Origin of the sequence: Streptomyces sp. NPDC059695, assembly GCF_042733785.1 — a bacterium.
Taxonomy (GTDB): domain Bacteria; phylum Actinomycetota; class Actinomycetes; order Streptomycetales; family Streptomycetaceae; genus Streptomyces.
Genome location: NZ_JBHWFF010000013.1, coordinates 207,020 through 223,245 on the forward strand (window position 1 = coordinate 207,020; position 16,226 = coordinate 223,245).

A 16,226-nucleotide genomic window follows, 5' to 3' on the forward strand; every position below is an offset into this window, starting at 1 on the left:
CGGCCCGCCCTCTGCCTACGGCAGGCGCCCTCAGCCGCGCAGGGCCTGGACCGCGGCCTCCAGCCGCTTGCCGAAGTCACCGTCCGCCTGGCGGAAGTTGTCGATCGCGCGCTCGGCGATGTCGTCGCGCGAGACCTTGGCGATGAAGCCCGCCAGGTTCTCCACGAGACGGCCCTTCTCACCCTCGGACATCAGGCGGTAGAGGTCGCCCGCCTGCGTGAAGTCGCTGTCCTCGGCGTGCGAGGGGGCGGCGTGGTCGCCGGTCGCGCCGGTGACCGCCGAGCCGACCCAGAGCGGCCGGTCCGTCTGGCGCGGGCCGCCGAAGCTGTTCGGCTCGTAGTTCTTGGCGCCCTTGTGACGGCCGTCGTAGAGGAAGCCGTCCCGCGCGTGGGTGCGCGCCTCGGTGGCGTGCGGCCGGTTCACCGGCAGGTGGTCGGCGTTGATGCCGACGCGGTAGCGGTGGGCGTCGCCGTACGCGAAGAGACGGCCCTGGAGCATCTTGTCCGGGGAGGGACCGATGCCCGGCACGAAGTGCGCGGGGCTGAAGATCGACTGCTCGACCTCGGCGAAGATGTTCTCCGGGTTGCGGTTGAGCTCCAGCCGGCCGATCTCGATCGGCGGGTAGTCCTCGTGCGGCCACACCTTGGTGAGGTCGAACGGGTTGAAGCGGTAGGCCGCCGCGTCGGCCGCGGGCATGATCTGGACCTGCACGGTCCAGGTCGGGAAGTCGCCGCGCTCGATGGCCTCGCGCAGGTCGCGCTGGTGCGAGTCCGGGTCCTCGCCGGCGAGGCGGTTGGCCTCGTCCTGGGTGAGGTTCTTGATGCCCTGGTCGGTCTTGAAGTGGTACTTGACCCAGAAGACCTCGCCGGCCTCGTTGTTCCACTGGAACGTGTGCGAGCCGTAGCCGTTCATGTGGCGGTACGAGGCGGGGATGCCGCGGTCGCCGAAGAGCCACGTGACCTGGTGGGTCGACTCCGGGGAGAGGCCCCAGAAGTCCCAGACGTTGTCCGCCTCCTGCGAGCCCGAGTACGGGTCGCGCTTCTGGGTGTGGATGAAGTCGGGGAACTTGATGGCGTCCTTGATGAAGAACACCGGGGTGTTGTTGCCGACGAGGTCGTAGTTGCCCTCCTCGGTGTAGAACTTCAGCGCCCAGCCGCGGGGGTCGCGCACGGCGTCCGCCGCGCCGAGGTTGCCCGCGACGGTGGAGAAGCGCAGGAAGGTCTCGGTCTCCTTGCCGACCTCGGAGAGGAACGCGGCGCGCGTCCACTGCGAGACGTCCCGGGTCACCGTGAACGTGCCGTAGGCGCCCGCACCGCGCGCGTGGACGACGCGCTCCGGGATGCGCTCACGGTTGAAGTGGGCGAGCTTCTCCAGGAGGAGCTGGTCCTGGACGAGGACCGGACCACCGACGCCCGCGGTCTCGCTGTTCTGGTTGTCGGCGACCGGAGCTCCGGCCTCCGTGGTGAGCGGTCCCTGCGTCACGTGCGCCTCCTGCGTCATGTCCTGCGTGTCCTGTCCCTCTGCCGGGGCCCCCGTGGGGCCCTCGCCAGTGCCGGTTCCGATCCTACAATGGACAATGTCTAAGTCAAGTGAACTTCTAAAGTCACACCGGTTCGGGAGCCTGCTCCCCCGACTGTTAGGCTGACCCTCATGAGTGACCTGTTGGAACGACTGCGCGGCCGCGGCTGGCGGATGACCGCGCAGCGGCGCGTCGTGGCCGAGGTCCTCGACGGTGACCATGTGCACCTGACCGCCGACGAGGTCCACGCACGCGCCGTCGCGAAGCTGCCCGAGATCTCGCGCGCCACCGTGTACAACACACTGGGCGAGATGGTCACCCTCGGCGAGGTCATCGAGGTCGCCACCGACGGACGCGCCAAGCGGTACGACCCCAACGCCCACCGGCCCCACCAGCACCTGGTCTGCGGCCGCTGCGGCGCGATCCGCGACGTGCACCCGGCCGGCGACCCGCTGGCCGACCTGCCGGACGGCGAGCGGTTCGGCTTCACCATCTCGAACGTCGAGGTCACCTACCGGGGCATCTGCCCGAGCTGCGCCACGACGGCCTGACGGCCCACGACCCCTCAGGACGAGCCCCCGCTCCGGCGGGGGCTTCTTCGCACGGTGCACCCGCACACGCGCACACGACGAAGGCCCGGATCCAGTGAACGGATCCGGGCCTTCGTTTGCTACTGAGTAGCGGGGACAGGATTTGAACCTGCGACCTCTGGGTTATGAGCCCAGCGAGCTACCGAGCTGCTCCACCCCGCGTCGGTGAACCCGACTCTACGGGACCCCCGTCACCAGCGCAAATCCGTTAACGCACCAGCGCTAGGCCGTGAGCTCCTGGTGCAGCGCCTCGCTCAGCCGGGCCGCCCGCTCGGCGACCTCCGCCGGACCCAGCTCCACCGCCCGGTCGCACCAGCGGCGCCCCTCGGTGAGCTCGCCCCGGCGCGCCGCGAGCAGCGCGAGCCGGAGCGCGGCGCGGCCGTGGCCGGCCCGGGCCGCCCGCGTCCACCAGAGCGCGGCCTCCCGCTCGCTGCCCTCACGCGCGAGGAGCAGCCCGAGGTTGAAGGCGCCGTTGCGGCTGCCCGCCTCGGCGGCCTCGCGGTACCAGCGGTCGGCCTCGGCGAGGTCGCCGCGTCCGGCCGCGAGCATCCCGACCCGCACCTGGGCGCGCCGGTGCCCCTGCTGGGCGGCCCGCTCGTACCACTCCTCGCACTCGGACTTCTCCTCGCGGGGCGCGCCGAGCACGGCGGGGCCGGGCTCGGGGCGGCGCGCGTCGAGCACCGAGGCGAGCCGGAAGGCGGCCTCGGCGCTGCCGCCGCCGGCCGCGCACCGCAGGTGCCGCTCGGCGGTCCGCTCGTCGCCGTCCCGCAGGGCGGCGATGCCGACCTGGAGGGCTGCCTCGGTGTGCCCGGCGGCCGCGGCCCGCTCGTACCAGACCAGGGCCGTGCGGTCGTCGTCGCGGCCGGCGTGCAGGATGCCCAGGTTGAAGGCGGCGTCCACGCTGCCGGCCTCGGCGGCTTTGGAGAACCAGGGCTCGGCGCCGTTGGCGTCGCCGGCCTGGAGGAGCAGCACGGCGAGCGCGTTGGCCGCCTCTCGGTGGCCCGCGTAGGCGGCCCGCCGGTACCACTGCTCGGCCTGCGGGATGCGGTCCTGGGCGGCGCAGAGCAGCCCGAGGTTGTAGGCGCCGTTCACGTCACCGGCGTCCATGGCGGCCCGGTACCAGCGCTCGGCGGTCTGCTGCTCGCCCCGGGCGGCGTGCAGGGCGCCGAGGGCGTTGGCGGCGTTCCCGTCGCCGTCCTGGGCGGCCCGCAGCCACCACACGGCGGCGCTCTCCTCGTCGCCCGCGTCGCGGAGCAGGAAGCCGAGGGCGCAGGCGGCCTTCGCCTCGCCCTCCTTGGCGGAGCTGAGGTACCAGCGCCCGGCCTCCTTGAGCTCGCCGCGGTGCTCCAGGATGGCGCCCAGGTGGAGCGCGGCCCGCCGGTGGCCGCGCGCGGCGGCCTGCCGGAACCACTGCTCGGCCTCGGTGGCCTCGCCCGTGACCTCTCCGGCCGGCGGCCCTGCGACGGCCGCCCCGGTGCCGGTCGCGGCGCCGCCGGGGGCCACGACCGCGCGGGTGCCGGGGACCCGGAGCCGGGTGCCGGTCTCGTGCGGTCCGCGGGTGGTCTCGGTGGCGCGGCGCTCCAGCGCGAGGGCGAGGCGGTAGGCGGCCTCGCGGTGGCCCTGCTCGGCGGCGGCGCGCAGCCAGCGCTCGGCGCCGACGTCGCTGCGGTGCTCCAGGAGGTCGGCGAGGGCGTACGCGCCGAGGGCGTGGCCCTGCTCCGCGGCCTGGCGCAGCCAGTACTCGGCGGCGGGCTCGTCGCCGCGCTCGCGGTGGTGGCGGCCGAGGGCGTGTGCGGCGGGCGCGGAGCCGGCGACGGCGGCGACCCGCCACCAGCCGGCCGCCTCCTCGGCGTATCCGCGCTGGTGGAGCAGGACGCCCAGGTTGTTGGCGGCGGCCCGGTCCCCCTCGGCCGTGGCGCCGCGCAGGAAGGGCTCGGCGCCGTCGAGGTCGCCGCGGCGCAGCAGCAGCGCGCCGAGGGCGCTCATCGAGGCGAGGTCGCCGCGCTCGGCGGCCCGCCGGTGACGGGCCTCGGTCTCGGTCTCGTTCTCGGCGTCGGTCTCGGCGGTGGTGTCGACGGCCGCATCGACGGCCCCTACTGCCTCGATGATCTCGTCTGCGGCGTTTCTGGCATGCCGCTGCACAAACCGCCCTGTCTCCAACAGAGTTGCCCTGTCCCCCATAAATACCATCGTCGCACCACCCGCAACCCGAGCACACCTGGTATACCGCAGCCAGTGAGGTCACTCAGCGTTTTGTCGACATGCCCACAGAGAGACAAGTCAAACACGACTCACGCCAACTCGCCCCTTCCCTACCGCTCTTCGGCACCCCCCGGCACGCCGACACACGACAAGGGCCCGGATCCTTATGGATCCGGGCCCTTGTCCTCTGAGTAGCGGGGACAGGATTTGAACCTGCGACCTCTGGGTTATGAGCCCAGCGAGCTACCGAGCTGCTCCACCCCGCGTCGGTGAAACCACAGTATCACGACGCGGGGACGGAAAACCTCAGGTCAGCCGCCTGACCCCGGGTTCTTCAGCTTCGCACCGGCCTCGGCGGCCCGCTCCAGCGCCGCCTGGAGGTCCTCCTGGGCCTTGCCGTACGCGGTCCAGTCACCCTTCTGCAGAGCGGTCTCGCCCGCGTCGTAGGCCTTCTGGGCGTCGGCGATCGCCTGCTGCAGCGCGGCGTCGTTCGACGCCGGCGGCTGGGTCGTGCCGGGCGGCTGCGTGGTGCCCGGCGGGGTCGTCGGCGTCGTGGGCGCCTCCACCCCGAAGACCGCGTTGAGCGCCTTGGTGAGGTTGTCCTCGAACACCGTGGTGTCCTTGGTCGTGTCACCGTCCGGCTGGTCGGCGTCCACGTACGACACCGCGACCTTCTTCAGGAGCGGGTAGAGCGCGTTGCGTCCCTGGGCGTACACCGGCTCCACGTACAGGAACCCGCCGTCCAGCGGAACGGTCAGCAGGTTGCCGTACTGGATGTCCGAGTCGGCGCCCTTCATGTCCCGGACGAAGGTGGCCACGGAGGGCAGACCGTTGAGCTTGCTCTGCACCTGGGCCGGGCCCGGGACGTCCTCGGTGACCCGCAGCAGTCTCAGCCGGCCGTACTCCTTGCTGGTGGCGTCGGCGTCGACCGCCATGAAGGCACCCAGGTTGGGCCGCCCGTTCGGCGTGAACGTCGTCGTCAGCGAGAAGCGCTGCGCCGTGTCCCCGGGCATCTTCATGCTCAGGTAGTACGGCGGGACCGCGTTGCCGTCCTTGTTGGTCGGGTCGTCCGGCACCTGCCAGGCGTCCGAGCCGCTGTAGAACTGCGCGGGGTCGGTGACGTGGTAGCGGGTCAGCAGCTCGCGCTGGACCTTGAACATGTCCTGCGGGTAGCGCAGGTGCTTCAGCAGGTCGCCCTTGATCTCGGCCTTCGGCTGGACCGTGCCGGGGAAGGCCTTCATCCAGGTCTTCAGGACCGGGTCCTGGGTGTCCCACTCGTAGAGCTTCACCGTGCCGTCGTAGGCGTCGACGGTGGCCTTGACCGAGTTGCGGATGTAGTTGACCTGGTTCTGCTGGGCGACGACCGTGCGCTGCTGGTTGCCGACGGTCAGCGAGTCGGCCGTGGTGTCGCCGAGCGTGGTGCGCGAGGCGTACGGGTAGCCGTTGGTCGTCGTGTAGGCGTCGACGATCCACTGGATCCGGCCCTCGACGACCGCCGGGTAGGCGTCGCCGTCGATGGTCAGCCAGGGCGCGACGGCCTCGACGCGCTCCTTGGGCGTGCGGTTGTACAGGATCCGCGAACCGTCGCCGATGGCTCCCGAGTAGAGGATCTGCGGCTCGCTGAAGGCCACCGCGTACGCGGCGCGGTTGAAGGTGTTGGAGAGGCTGACGCCGCTCTTCTCCTTGTAGCTGGTGGTCTTCTCGCCGTTCTCCTCGTAGTCCAGCTCCTTCTGCGGGCCGCCCACGATCGAGTACTGGTCGGTCTTCTCGCCGTAGTAGATCCGCTGCTGGTACGTGCCCAGGGTGCCGGTCGTCGGCAGTCCGGACTCGGTGAAGACCGGGGAGCCGTTGGCGTCCGTGGTCGTGCCCGAGGCCATGATCGCGCCGTAGCCGTGGGTGTAGGTGAAGTGGTCGTTGATCCAGTTCCGCTTCGGGATGCCCTTGATGTTGAGCTCGCGCAGGCCGACGACGGTGTCCTTGCCGTTGTAGCGGTCCACGTCCAGGGTCGTCGGGAACTGGTAGTACTTCCGCTTCTGCTCCAGCTGCTGGAACGTCGGCGACACGATGTTCGGGTCGAGGACGCGGTAGCTGGCGGCCGTGTCGGCGTCGGAGCGCAGCTGGCTCTTGGCCTTGACCGTCGACTTGCCCGAGTAGTTCTCCGGCTTCGTCCCGTCGATCGCGTACGCCTTGCGGGTCGCGTCGATGTTCTTCTGGATGTACTGCGCTTCCTTGGCCTGCTCGTTCGGCTGGACCTGGAACTTCTGCACGATGGCCGGGTAGAGGCCGCCGATCAGGATCGCGGAGAGGACCATCAGGCCGAAGCCGATCACCGGCAGCTGCCAGGTGCGGCGCCAGAGCGTCGCGAAGAACAGCAGCGCGCAGATGATCGCGATGCAGAACAGGATGGTCTTCGCCGGCAGGTAGGCGTTGGCGTCGACGTACCGCAGGCCCGTCCAGTTGCCGGTGGCCTTGAAGTCACTGGACTTCACCGCCAGGCCGTACCGGTCGAGCCAGTACGCGACGGCCTTGAGCGCGACGAAGAGGCCGAGCAGCACCGAGAGGTGCCCGGTGGCCGCGGCGGTGGCACGCGCGCCCGGGCTGGTGACCCGCAGCCCGCCGTACAGGTAGTGCGTGAGCGCGGCGGCGATCAGCGACAGCACGGCGGCGGCGAAGCCGAAGGCCAGCAGGAAGCGGTACCAGGGCAGGTCGAAGGCGTAGAACGACACGTCGAGGCCGAACTGCGGGTCCTTCTGGCCGAACTTCACCCCGTTGACCCACATGAGCCAGGTGCGCCACTGACCCGACGCGGACGCGCCGGCGATCAGGGCCACCAGGGCGGCGACCGCGAGGAGCACCCACTTCTTGAAGGGGGCGAGACCCATCCGGTACCGGTCGAGGCTCTGCTGCTCCAGCGACATCGCGCTGAGCGGCGGCCGCAGCCGGTACGCCAGCCAGATGTTGAAGCCGACGGCGAGCCCCATCAGCAGGCCGAAGACCGCGAAGAGGCCGATCTTGGTCCACAGGGTGGTGGTGAACACGGACGAGTACTCGACCGAGCGGTACCAGAGCCAGTCCGTCCAGAACCCGGCGAACATCACGAACGCCATGGCCAGGACGGCCAGCACCCCGAGTGTCATGAGCAGGGTGCGGGCCCGCCGGGACGGCCGGCCGACTCTCACCCTCGGCCCGGACGGGCCTTGGCCACGGTCCGGCATCTGGAAAGCCAACGTGCGCCCCTCGATGTTGATGCGTCTGAAAGCAGGCCCCGCGATCGTAGAGCCCACTGGTGCAACTTACTGAGGCTTTACCTAGTTCCCGTCTTCGGGGGAAGAGGAGGCAGGATATTGGTCATGTCCAACCTTTCCCCCTCCGGCCCGGCCATGGCCGCGAGCCCCCTCACCCGCGCCGTGCTCGAGATCGACGAGTACGCGTCGGGCCTCGGCTGGGACCAGCCCGCCCGCCTGTTCGCCCTCGTCGACACCGCTCGGCTGCGCGCCCAGGAGCCCAAGCTCGCCTCCCAGCTCGGCCTGGGCGACGACGCCACCGCCTACACCCCGATCGAGCAGGACAAGCTGCCGCGCGGCAAGGCCCTCGACGAGTTCCTCGGCACGATCGCCTGGCCCGCCGCCGTGGCCGGCTGCGCCCTGACCGTGGAGCGGCTCATGCTGCCCCCGTCGGCCGAGGCCCAGGTCCCCCAGGGCCTGGGCGAGAAGCAGCTCGCCAAGTGGGTCGCCGCGCACCCGGACCGCCAGGAGGTCCGGATGACCGTGGCGGTGCTGCGGAACGGCACCCGCGAGGCGGCGATCCGGCTGCGCGAGAAGGACTCCGCGACCGAGGTGCTGACCGGCCCCGACCTGGTGCCCGGCCTCGCCGAGGCGCTGGCGGCCACCTTCGAGAGCTGAGCCGCTCCCGTACGAGGAAGGGGCGCCCGGTCGGTGACCGGGCGCCCCTTCGCATACGGACCGGCTCAGCTCCGGGAGCAGCTCGGCAGCGACGCCGTGTCGCCCTTGCGGAGCTTCTCCAGGGACTTCGTGGCGTCGTCGATGGTGTCGACCTTGATCAGGGTCAGTCCGTCCGGGGTGTCGGCCGCGGCGGACTCGCAGTTGTCGGCCGGGGTGAGGAAGTACTCGGCGCCCGCGTCGCGCGCGCCGACCAGCTTCATCTCGATGCCGCCGATCGGGCCGACCTCGCCCTTGTCGTCGATGGTGCCGGTGCCGGCGATGAACCGGCCGCCGGTGAGGCTGTCCGGGGTCAGCTTGTCGACGATGCCGAGGGCGAACATGAGACCGGCGCTGGGGCCGCCGACGTCGGCCAGGTTGATGTCGATCGTGAACGGGAAGACGTGGTCGGTGCCGGCCTGGATGCCGACGACGGCCCGGTCGCCCTCCTCCGACGTGGTGGTCCTGATGACCACCTTCCTGGTGACGGTGGGCTCCTTGCGGGCCTTCTCGGCGGCGGCAGCCTCCTTGGCGGGGACGATCGTGAACTCGACGTCCTGGCCGGGCTTGCGCTTCGTCACCTGCTTGGCGACGTCGCTCTGCTCCTTGACCGGCACGCCGTCGACGGCCTTGATCACGTCTCCGGCGTGCAGCTTGCCCTCGGCCGGGGCGCCCTTGACGACCGTCGCGACGACGACCCGGGCGACCACCGGGATGCCCAGCTCCCCGAGGGCCGCCACCTTGGCGCTCTCCTGGGACTGGCTGAACTCCTCGGCGTTCTCCTGGCTCGACTGCTCCTCGGTCTTGCCGTCCGGGTAGAGGGTGTCGTGCGGCACCACCACGTTGTCGTGGGCCAGCCATCCGTAGACGGCCTCGACGGCGTTCATCTTGTAGTCCGCGCTGGTGACGCGGACCGTCGTCATGTTGAGGTGGCCGTCGGTCGGGTAGGTCTTGCGCCCCGAGATGTGGAGGACCGGCTCTCCCCTGGCCTCGCCGAGGGTGTTGACCGTGGGCCCGGGGCTCATCTCCGCGTACGGCACCGGGATCAGAACGCCCGCGATGAGCAGACAGATCAGGACCAGCGTGGAGGCGAGCATCGTCGCGGTGCGGCGTGGCATGGAACGACAGTACGGGACCCGACTGTGAGTGCACCCCTGGGGCGGTCCGTACGGGGCGGCCCGTGTCAGCCCGAGGGAGAGGTGGTGACGGCGGAGGCCGTCGCGGCCGGTTCGCGCTCCGTACGGGCGGGATCGACGGTGGTCGTGTGGGCGCGCTCCATGGCGTCCCGGAAGCGTGCGTAGCCGGCGAGTTCCGCCACGTCACCTATGGTCTTGTTCCTCGAAGCCCAGCTTCCCCATATCGCCGCGCCGACGACTGCGAAAAGCGGAATCAGCAACCAGGCCAGCGCTGCCATCCCGACCTCCCATCCCCAGTGAGTTGATCAGCAGACTGTGTCATCTGTGGGATCAACGCTCGCGCGTGGGGGGCGGTTACGCAAATCGGGCGTTCGGCTACGCCGTGTCGGCGCGTCGCCTTGCCCCGCCCGGCGGGCTCCCCCTCCCCGGCCTCCGGCCGGGGGACCCGCAGCCGGGGCGACGGCTCAGCAGGCGCCGACCCACTCCTCCGTGCCGTCCGAGAACGTCTGGTGCTTCCAGATCGGGACCTCGTGCTTGAGGTCGTCGATCAGCTTCCGGCAGGCCTCGAAGGCCTCGGCGCGGTGCGGGCAGGAGACGGCGACGACGACCGCGATGTCCCCCACGCGCAGGTCGCCGACGCGGTGGACGGCGGCCAGGGCGCGGACCGGGTAGTTCGCGACGACCTTCTCGGCGACCCGGCGGAGCTCCTCCCCGGCGATCGGGTGGCAGGAGTAGCCCAGCGCGTCCACGTCCGCGCCGCCGTCGTGGTTGCGCACGGTGCCGACGAAGAGGGTGGTGCCGCCGGAGGCGTCGTCTCCGACGGCCCGGAAGACCTCGTCGACCGAGAGCGGGGTGTCACGGATCGCGAGCAGCTTGATCGGGTCGTCCGCTGCCTGCTCGCCGGGGTGGTCGTGCGTCTGCGCCATGCGCCCATGGTGCCGCACGGCTCCGGCATCCGGTAAGGGACCTTTCGACCTGTGCGCGCGTCCGGCCGTAGGAGGGTCCTACAAGCTACAGGCCCCGCCGCTTCCGCATCTGCCGGACCAGCGCCGCCGTGCCGAGCAGTGCCACGGTCGCACCGGCCGCGCCGGCCGCCGTCGCGTCCTTGCGGCCCAGGCGGCGTCCGGCGACGGTGTGGCGGCCCTCGGCCTCCTCCAGAAGCGCGGCGAGGACCTCCTCGTTCGTCCACTTCGGGCGCCAGCCGGCGTCGTGCAGCCGTCCGACGCTCACCACCCACGGGTGCATGGTGTAGGCGAGGTCGCCCGCCGGGGACGGGGTGAGCCCGATCCGGTGCAGGCGGGCCGCCGTGCCGAGGGCGACCGCGGAGGGCAGCTCCATGCGCCGGATCCCGGAGAGCTCCTCGACCTCCTCCTGCTCCAGCCACCCCTCGCACCCGACGGCGAACTCCCCGTCGACCTTCTCCAGGGCCGCGTACTCCAGGGCGCTCACCAGGTCCTCGACGTGGCAGAACTGCCAGGTGGGCCGGGACCCGGCGACGACGAGCAGCCGGGGCGACTCGAAGTAGCGGGTGAGCGCCGTGTCCGTACCGCCGACGAGGACGGCGGGGCGGACGACGGTGACGTGCAGGCCGGGGTGGGCGCGGGGGGCACGGCGGCCGAGGCGCTCGATCTCCAGCAGGTCGCCGACGCCGGTGGCCTCGGCCGTCGCCCTGAGCTCGGCGTCCTCGGAGAGCGGGATGTCGTTGTCCGGCAGGGCGCCGTAGACCATGGCCGAGGTGCAGAGCACCACCCGGTGGACCCCGGCCGCCGCGGCGGCCGTCAGGACGGTCTGGGTGCCGCGCACGTTGTAGGCCGTCCGGGCGGCGGGGTCGGTCTCCAGGTCGAGGTCGACGGCGAGGTGCACGACGACGTCCGCGCCGCGCAGCTTCTCGGCGATGGCCGGGTCGCGCACGTCGAGGATGTGCCACTGCGCCTCGGCGACGTCGCCCCGGCGCTCGTCGATGGCGACGACCCGCTTGATCTCCTCGGAGGCCGCGAGGCGCCTGGTCAGCAGGTCACCGACGCCGGAAGCGGCGCCGGTGACCGCGACGACGGGGCCGCGCGCGGCGGACCGGGTTGAGGGGTTTCGCGCTGCGCGAACCTGTGGATCTGGGGAACTCACCGGGCGTCTCCAGCGGTTGTCTTCAGTACGGACGCGCGTGACGCGTACGGACCAGGTGGCGTCCATCCTGCCGCAGGGCACGGCCCGGCGGAGCACCGAGCCCATTTCCGGCCCGGATGTCTACGCTGGTGGTGTGCGGGGCCTGTCTGGACAGGCCCTGGTCGGGCAGTCGCCGTCGGCAGGAGGCCGGCGGCCCTACGAGCCGAGGAAACCTGTGAGTGACACCCCATTCGGATTCGGCCTTCCGCCGGAGGAGCCGGAGAACGGCGACGAGGGCAAGAAGAAGGACCCCGCCGGAGGTGGCCAGGGGTCCGGCGGCAACCCGTTCGGCGCGAACCCGTTCGGCTTCGGCGGGCTGCCCGGCATGGGCGGGCCCGGCGGCGCGGACAATCCGTTCGCCGCGATGTTCGGCAACCTGAACCCCAACGATCTGGGCGCGGCCTTCCAGCAGCTCGGGCAGATGCTCAGCTACGAGGGCGGTCCCGTGAACTGGGACATGGCCAAGCAGATCGCGCGCCAGGTGGTGGCCCAGGGCACGGCCGACGGCACCAAGGACGCGAGCGTGGGCCCGGCCGAGAAGTCGGCGGTCGAGGAGGCGGTGCGCCTGGCCGACCTGTGGCTGGACGGCGTGACCTCGCTGCCCTCGGGCGCGAGCATCGCGGTGGCGTGGAGCCGCGCGGAGTGGGTCGAGGCGACGCTGCCGGCGTGGCAGCAGCTCGTGGACCCGGTCGCCGAGCGGGTCGGCTCGGCGATGGGCGACGTCCTGCCGCAGGAGATGCAGGCCATGGCCGGCCCGCTGATCGGCATGATGCGGTCCATGGGCGGCGCCATGTTCGGCCAGCAGATCGGACAGGCCGTGGGTGCGCTCGCCGGTGAGGTCGTCGGCTCGACGGACGTCGGCCTGCCGCTGGGCCCGGCCGGGCGTGCCGCGCTGCTCCCGCTGAACATCGAGGCCTTCGGCAAGGACCTGGGCGTGCCCTCGGACGAGGTGCGGCTCTACCTGGCCCTGCGCGAGGCCGCGCACCAGCGTCTCTTCGCGCACGTGCCGTGGCTGCGGGCGCACCTCTTCGGTGCGGTCGAGGGGTACGCGCGCGGGATCAAGGTCGACACCTCGAAGCTGGAGGAGGCCGTCGGGCAGCTCGACCCGACGCATCCGGAGCAGCTTCAGGAGGCGCTCCAGCAGGGCATGTTCCAGCCGGAGGACACTCCGGAGCAGAAGGCGGCCCTGGCCCGTCTGGAGACGGCGCTCGCGCTGGTCGAGGGCTGGGTGGACGCGGTGGTCCACGAGGCCGCGAAGTCCCGGCTGACCTCGGCGGACGCGCTGCGCGAGACGCTGCGGCGGCGCCGGGCCTCGGGCGGTCCGGCCGAGCAGACCTTCGCGACGCTGATCGGTCTGGAGCTGCGTCCGCGCCGGCTGCGGGACGCGGCGCGCCTGTGGGCCTCGCTCACGGACGCGCGCGGGGTCGACGGCCGGGACGGGCTGTGGGAGCACCCGGACATGCTGCCGACGGCGACCGACCTGGACGACCCCGACGGCTTCGTGCACCGCGAGCACCTGGACTTCTCCGAGCTGGACAAGATGCTCGGCGAGGCGGCCAAGGGCGAGAACCCCGAGAGCGGGGACGGCGAGAAGTGAGCCTGTACGACGACGCGGTCCTCGTCCTGAAGGGGTACGAGGACCAGCCGGAGCTGCGCGATGTCTATCTGGACCATCTCGCGCGGCACCCGGACGGCATGTACAAGCCCTGCGGGGCGGGTCATCTGACCTCCAGCGCGCTGGTGGTCGACCCTTCGCGCGGGCGGGTGCTGCTGACCCTGCACAAGAAGCTGGGCATGTGGCTGCAGATGGGCGGCCACTGCGAGGAGGGCGACCCGACGCTGGAGGCGGCCGCGCTGCGCGAGGCGGCCGAGGAGTCGGGCATCGCCACGGGTCTGACGCTGCTGCCGGGCGGTCCGGTGCGGCTGGACCGGCATCCGATCCCGGCGCCCTGCCACTGGCACCTGGACGTGCAGTACGCGGCGCTGGCCCCGGCGGACGCGGTGGCGGAGATCAGCGAGGAGTCGCTGGACCTGCGCTGGTTCGCGTACGAGGACGTGGCGGGTGTGGCCGACACGTCGGTGGTGGAGCTGCTGAAGGGCACGCTGGCGCGGCTGGCGTGACCGACAGGACACGCGCGAGGAGCGGTCTCCGGTGGAGGCCGCCCCTCGCGCGTGGGTGCTCAGTTCCAGGCGTTGTTCTGGTTCTGGGCGTGGGAGCCGTGCTGGCCGGCGCCGAACTGGGCGGCGATGCCCTGTCCGATGGCGGCGTTCTGCGGGGGCATGACCTCGCTCGGCTGGACGAGCGCGAAGCCCTGTCCGAGGAAGCTGAGCTCCCAGCCCTCGCCGGTGTTCCCGCGGCGGTGGCGGACGCTGGAGTTCGTCGTCTGCGCCTGCATCTGGACGCGGAGTCCGGTGGACCAGGCGACGATGGCGTCGGCGTCGGCGCTGACGTACTTGTCGGGCGTGACCTGCATCATCAGCGGCTGCCCCGAGGTCATCAGGGCGACCTTGCCGCGGCCGGAGATGTTGAGCTGGTACTTGCCGGAGCCGGAGACGCCGTACTGGCTGTCGACGGCGATGACCTCGGTGTGGAGCGTCGAGTCGAGCGCGAGGACGTAGGCGCTGTCGACGGTCAGGCCCTCCTGCTCGACCTCCACGATGTGGACGTGCTGGGCGAGGTTGGCGAAGTAGACCGTGCCCTGGCCCGAGCAGCGCATCAGGTCGAGACCCTCACCGGTGCGGGCCTGGGCGCGCCGCTGGTTGGGGGTCTTGTACTCGCCGTCGAAGTCGACGAGTCCCTGGTACGCGACCATGGCGCCCTTGCGGGCGAGGACGTCGTCCTGCCCGGTCAGGGAGACCCGCAGGAGCTGCGGGTTCTGGATGACGTACCGCTCCTGGCTCTGCTGTTCGGCGTGGTTGAAAAGCGGGCTCTGCATGGTGTGTTCTCGCTCCCCCTCAGCCCCGGACCCGCAGGCGGTCGGTGCTGTCCTCGCTCGGCTGTACGACGACGATGCCCTGGCCCGAGAAGGCCATCTGGTATGCCTCGCCGCTGCCCCGCCCGATGAGGGAGGACGCCTTGAAGCTGCGCTTGCCCTTGACCTTGAGCGAGGGCGACCAGGCGACGAGCGCGTCGGGGTCGACGTACGTCTCGTCCTCGCCGCGGCCGCAGTCGACGACGATCGGCGTGCCGCGCGAGGTGAGCGCGACCCATCCGGTGCCGGCGATCTCCACGTTGAACAGGCCCTGGCCGGCGAACTTCGCGAGGCCCTTGACCCGCTCGACGCCCCACTGGAGGTGGGCGTCGAAGGCGAGCAGGTTGGTGCCGTTGACGGAGAGCGAGTCGTTCTGGAGGTTGATGACGACGACGTCGGCGCCGTAGTCGGCGAGGTAGAGCAGCCCGTCGCCGGTGCACTTCATGAGCGGCGCGCCCTCGCCGGTCATCCACTGCTGGGCGACCTGGCGGACGGCGGGCGGGTTGGGCTCGTAGCTGATGAAGCCCTCGTAGGCGACCATCGCGCCGCTCCGGGCGTACAGGTCCTGGCCGGAGGCCATCGCGACCTTGAGCATGGTCCGGCCGTGGTTCTCCATCCGGGCCGCGACGGGGGTCGGGGCGTAGCCCGCGAGTTGCTGGTTCATGACGGGCTCCCTCAGACCTCGTAGGGCTGGACGACGATGAAGTTGCCGGGGGCTCCCCGGAACTGGAGGTTCACGGTCTCCCCGCTGTGGCCCGGGTAGGCGTTGCGGCGGAGCCGCACCTGGCTGGAGAGGATGACCTGGGACGCGGACGACCAGGCGACGACGGCGTTGCAGTCGGCGAAGGTCGTCGGCGTGACGGGCAGGACGACGGGGACGCCGTGGGTCTTCACGACGACGGTTCCGGTGCCCTGGAACTGCATGGTGAACAGGGCTCCGCCGGGGATGCCGTGGCCCTCGATGCGGCGGACCTCGTACTGCAGCGACTCGTCGAACGCGAGGACGTTCTCCGCGGAGACGCAGATGCCGTCGCCCTGGAGCTCGATCGGGTGCAGGTGGGCTCCCTGCTCCGCGAGGAAGACCTGGCCGCGGCCGGTGCAGCGCATCAGCTGCATCTCCTGGCCGGTGGCGTTGCCGACGATCCGGCCGGCGAAGCCCGCGCCCTTGTAGCCGAAGTCGACCTTGCCCTGGTACATGACCATGGAGCCCTGCCGGGCGAGGACGGGGACGCCGCCCATGGCGAGGTCGACCCGCATGAGCTGCTGGTTCTGCGGGGTCCAGCGGGCGCCGGTGGCGGTCTCCTTGTACGGGGCGAGCGCGGCGGCGAGCCCCGCTCCGGTGGCCGGGGCGCCCTGCGGGACGCCGGGCTGATGCCCGTACCCCGGGGGCTGCTGGCCGTACGGGCCGGGGGCGGGCTGCCCGTAGGGGGCCTGCGGCGGCTGTCCCTGACCGGGGTACGGGGCGGGTGCCTGGCCCGGGACCTGCCCCGGGTACGGGGCGGGAGGCTGTCCCGGGACCTGGCCGTACTGCGGCTGCTGCGGCGGCTGCCCGTACGGGGCGGGGGCCGGCGCGGGCGGCGGCACGGGGGCCGTCGGGGCCAGCGGCGCGACCATCGTGGGCGCCGTGTGGACCGGCTGCGCGGGCGCGGGCGGGTCCGGCGCGGGCGGGGCCGGAGGCGCGCCGAACGCGGGCGCGGGGGCCGGGGCGG

The 16,226-nt window shown here is 71.8% G+C and carries 14 protein-coding genes and 2 tRNA genes; 4 read left to right on the forward strand and 12 right to left on the reverse strand.

Features of this window, described 5'->3' with window-relative positions; genetic code table 11:
• Nucleotides 1-30: 30 nt before the first annotated feature.
• The gene (locus ACFV2S_RS18775) at nucleotides 31-1,500 is read right to left on the reverse strand and encodes a catalase (RefSeq protein ID WP_385559924.1); all 1,470 of its coding nucleotides are present in this window, start codon (nucleotides 1,498-1,500) and stop codon (nucleotides 31-33) included.
• A gap of 150 nt (nucleotides 1,501-1,650) precedes the next feature.
• Here ACFV2S_RS18775 and ACFV2S_RS18780 point away from each other — a divergent pair, with 150 nt between their 5' ends.
• Complete coding sequence (locus ACFV2S_RS18780; protein WP_385559927.1) at nucleotides 1,651-2,070, forward strand: Fur family transcriptional regulator; 420 nt, start codon at nucleotides 1,651-1,653, stop codon at nucleotides 2,068-2,070.
• Nucleotides 2,071-2,197: 127 nt separating this feature from the next.
• Here ACFV2S_RS18780 and ACFV2S_RS18785 read toward each other — a convergent pair.
• The 4 genes from ACFV2S_RS18785 to ACFV2S_RS18800 all read right to left on the reverse strand — a co-directional run bounded on the left by ACFV2S_RS18785 (nucleotide 2,198) and on the right by ACFV2S_RS18800 (nucleotide 7,526).
• A tRNA-Met gene (locus ACFV2S_RS18785) sits at nucleotides 2,198-2,271 on the reverse strand.
• A gap of 60 nt (nucleotides 2,272-2,331) precedes the next feature.
• Nucleotides 2,332-4,299 (reverse strand): sel1 repeat family protein, encoded by a 1,968-nt coding sequence (locus ACFV2S_RS18790; RefSeq protein WP_385559930.1) that lies wholly within the window; start codon nucleotides 4,297-4,299, stop codon nucleotides 2,332-2,334.
• Between the two features lie 204 nt (nucleotides 4,300-4,503).
• A tRNA-Met gene (locus tag ACFV2S_RS18795) sits at nucleotides 4,504-4,577 on the reverse strand.
• Nucleotides 4,578-4,622: 45 nt separating this feature from the next.
• Nucleotides 4,623-7,526: a UPF0182 family protein gene (locus tag ACFV2S_RS18800; RefSeq protein WP_385559933.1), complete on the reverse strand. Its 2,904-nt coding sequence runs from the start codon at nucleotides 7,524-7,526 to the stop codon at nucleotides 4,623-4,625.
• A gap of 135 nt (nucleotides 7,527-7,661) precedes the next feature.
• On the opposite strand from ACFV2S_RS18800, the gene ACFV2S_RS18805 reads away from it, so the two are divergent.
• Entirely contained in the window at nucleotides 7,662-8,213 is a 552-nt protein-coding gene (locus ACFV2S_RS18805) for a PPA1309 family protein (RefSeq protein ID WP_385559936.1), read from the forward strand.
• Between the two features lie 65 nt (nucleotides 8,214-8,278).
• On the opposite strand, the gene ACFV2S_RS18810 is transcribed toward ACFV2S_RS18805, so the two are convergent.
• From ACFV2S_RS18810 to ACFV2S_RS18825, 4 genes are all read right to left on the reverse strand, one after another.
• Nucleotides 8,279-9,367, reverse strand: coding sequence for a PDZ domain-containing protein (locus ACFV2S_RS18810; RefSeq protein WP_385559939.1), 1,089 nt, complete (start codon nucleotides 9,365-9,367; stop codon nucleotides 8,279-8,281).
• A gap of 65 nt (nucleotides 9,368-9,432) precedes the next feature.
• Entirely contained in the window at nucleotides 9,433-9,567 is a 135-nt protein-coding gene (locus ACFV2S_RS18815; RefSeq protein ID WP_385559975.1) for a hypothetical protein, read from the reverse strand.
• A gap of 282 nt (nucleotides 9,568-9,849) precedes the next feature.
• A complete protein-coding gene (locus ACFV2S_RS18820; protein ID WP_385559942.1) occupies nucleotides 9,850-10,311 on the reverse strand; it encodes a molybdenum cofactor biosynthesis protein MoaE in 462 nt (153 codons plus the stop codon).
• 85 nt (nucleotides 10,312-10,396) lie between these two features.
• Nucleotides 10,397-11,506 (reverse strand): SDR family oxidoreductase, encoded by a 1,110-nt coding sequence (locus tag ACFV2S_RS18825; protein WP_385559945.1) that lies wholly within the window; start codon nucleotides 11,504-11,506, stop codon nucleotides 10,397-10,399.
• A 214-nt stretch (nucleotides 11,507-11,720) separates the two neighbouring features.
• Between ACFV2S_RS18825 and ACFV2S_RS18830 the strand changes: the two genes are divergently transcribed.
• Together ACFV2S_RS18830 and ACFV2S_RS18835 are read left to right on the forward strand one after the other, a co-directional pair.
• Entirely contained in the window at nucleotides 11,721-13,142 is a 1,422-nt protein-coding gene (locus ACFV2S_RS18830; protein ID WP_383797014.1) for a zinc-dependent metalloprotease, read from the forward strand.
• Nucleotides 13,139-13,666: an NUDIX hydrolase gene (locus ACFV2S_RS18835; protein WP_385559949.1), complete on the forward strand. Its 528-nt coding sequence runs from the start codon at nucleotides 13,139-13,141 to the stop codon at nucleotides 13,664-13,666. Before ACFV2S_RS18830 ends, ACFV2S_RS18835 begins: the two co-directional genes overlap by 4 nt.
• 59 nt (nucleotides 13,667-13,725) lie before the next feature.
• Here ACFV2S_RS18835 and ACFV2S_RS18840 read toward each other — a convergent pair whose 3' ends face one another.
• From ACFV2S_RS18840 to ACFV2S_RS18850, 3 genes are all read right to left on the reverse strand, one after another.
• Nucleotides 13,726-14,481 carry an AIM24 family protein gene (locus ACFV2S_RS18840; protein WP_383797016.1) on the reverse strand — a complete coding sequence of 252 codons (756 nt, stop codon included), beginning with the start codon at nucleotides 14,479-14,481 and terminating at the stop codon, nucleotides 13,726-13,728.
• Between the two features lie 19 nt (nucleotides 14,482-14,500).
• Nucleotides 14,501-15,181 carry an AIM24 family protein gene (locus ACFV2S_RS18845; protein ID WP_383797017.1) on the reverse strand — a complete coding sequence of 227 codons (681 nt, stop codon included), beginning with the start codon at nucleotides 15,179-15,181 and terminating at the stop codon, nucleotides 14,501-14,503.
• Nucleotides 15,182-15,192: 11 nt separating this feature from the next.
• Nucleotides 15,193-16,226: AIM24 family protein (locus ACFV2S_RS18850; RefSeq protein WP_385559953.1), on the reverse strand; the 1,034-nt coding region annotated here is incomplete at its 5' end.

Excerpts from the sequence above, each read along its gene's own strand:
- ACFV2S_RS18775 (WP_385559924.1), bottom strand. The coding sequence starts at position 1,500 with ATGACGCAGGAGGCGCACGTGACGCAGGGACCGCTCACCACGGAGGCC.
- ACFV2S_RS18780 (WP_385559927.1), top strand. The coding sequence starts at position 1,651 with ATGAGTGACCTGTTGGAACGACTGCGCGGCCGCGGCTGGCGGATGACC.
- ACFV2S_RS18790 (WP_385559930.1), bottom strand. The coding sequence starts at position 4,299 with ATGGTATTTATGGGGGACAGGGCAACTCTGTTGGAGACAGGGCGGTTT.
- ACFV2S_RS18800 (WP_385559933.1), bottom strand. The coding sequence starts at position 7,526 with ATGCCGGACCGTGGCCAAGGCCCGTCCGGGCCGAGGGTGAGAGTCGGC.
- ACFV2S_RS18805 (WP_385559936.1), top strand. The coding sequence starts at position 7,662 with ATGTCCAACCTTTCCCCCTCCGGCCCGGCCATGGCCGCGAGCCCCCTC.
- ACFV2S_RS18810 (WP_385559939.1), bottom strand. The coding sequence starts at position 9,367 with ATGCCACGCCGCACCGCGACGATGCTCGCCTCCACGCTGGTCCTGATC.
- ACFV2S_RS18820 (WP_385559942.1), bottom strand. The coding sequence starts at position 10,311 with ATGGCGCAGACGCACGACCACCCCGGCGAGCAGGCAGCGGACGACCCG.
- ACFV2S_RS18840 (WP_383797016.1), bottom strand. The coding sequence starts at position 14,481 with ATGCAGAGCCCGCTTTTCAACCACGCCGAACAGCAGAGCCAGGAGCGG.
- ACFV2S_RS18845 (WP_383797017.1), bottom strand. The coding sequence starts at position 15,181 with ATGAACCAGCAACTCGCGGGCTACGCCCCGACCCCCGTCGCGGCCCGG.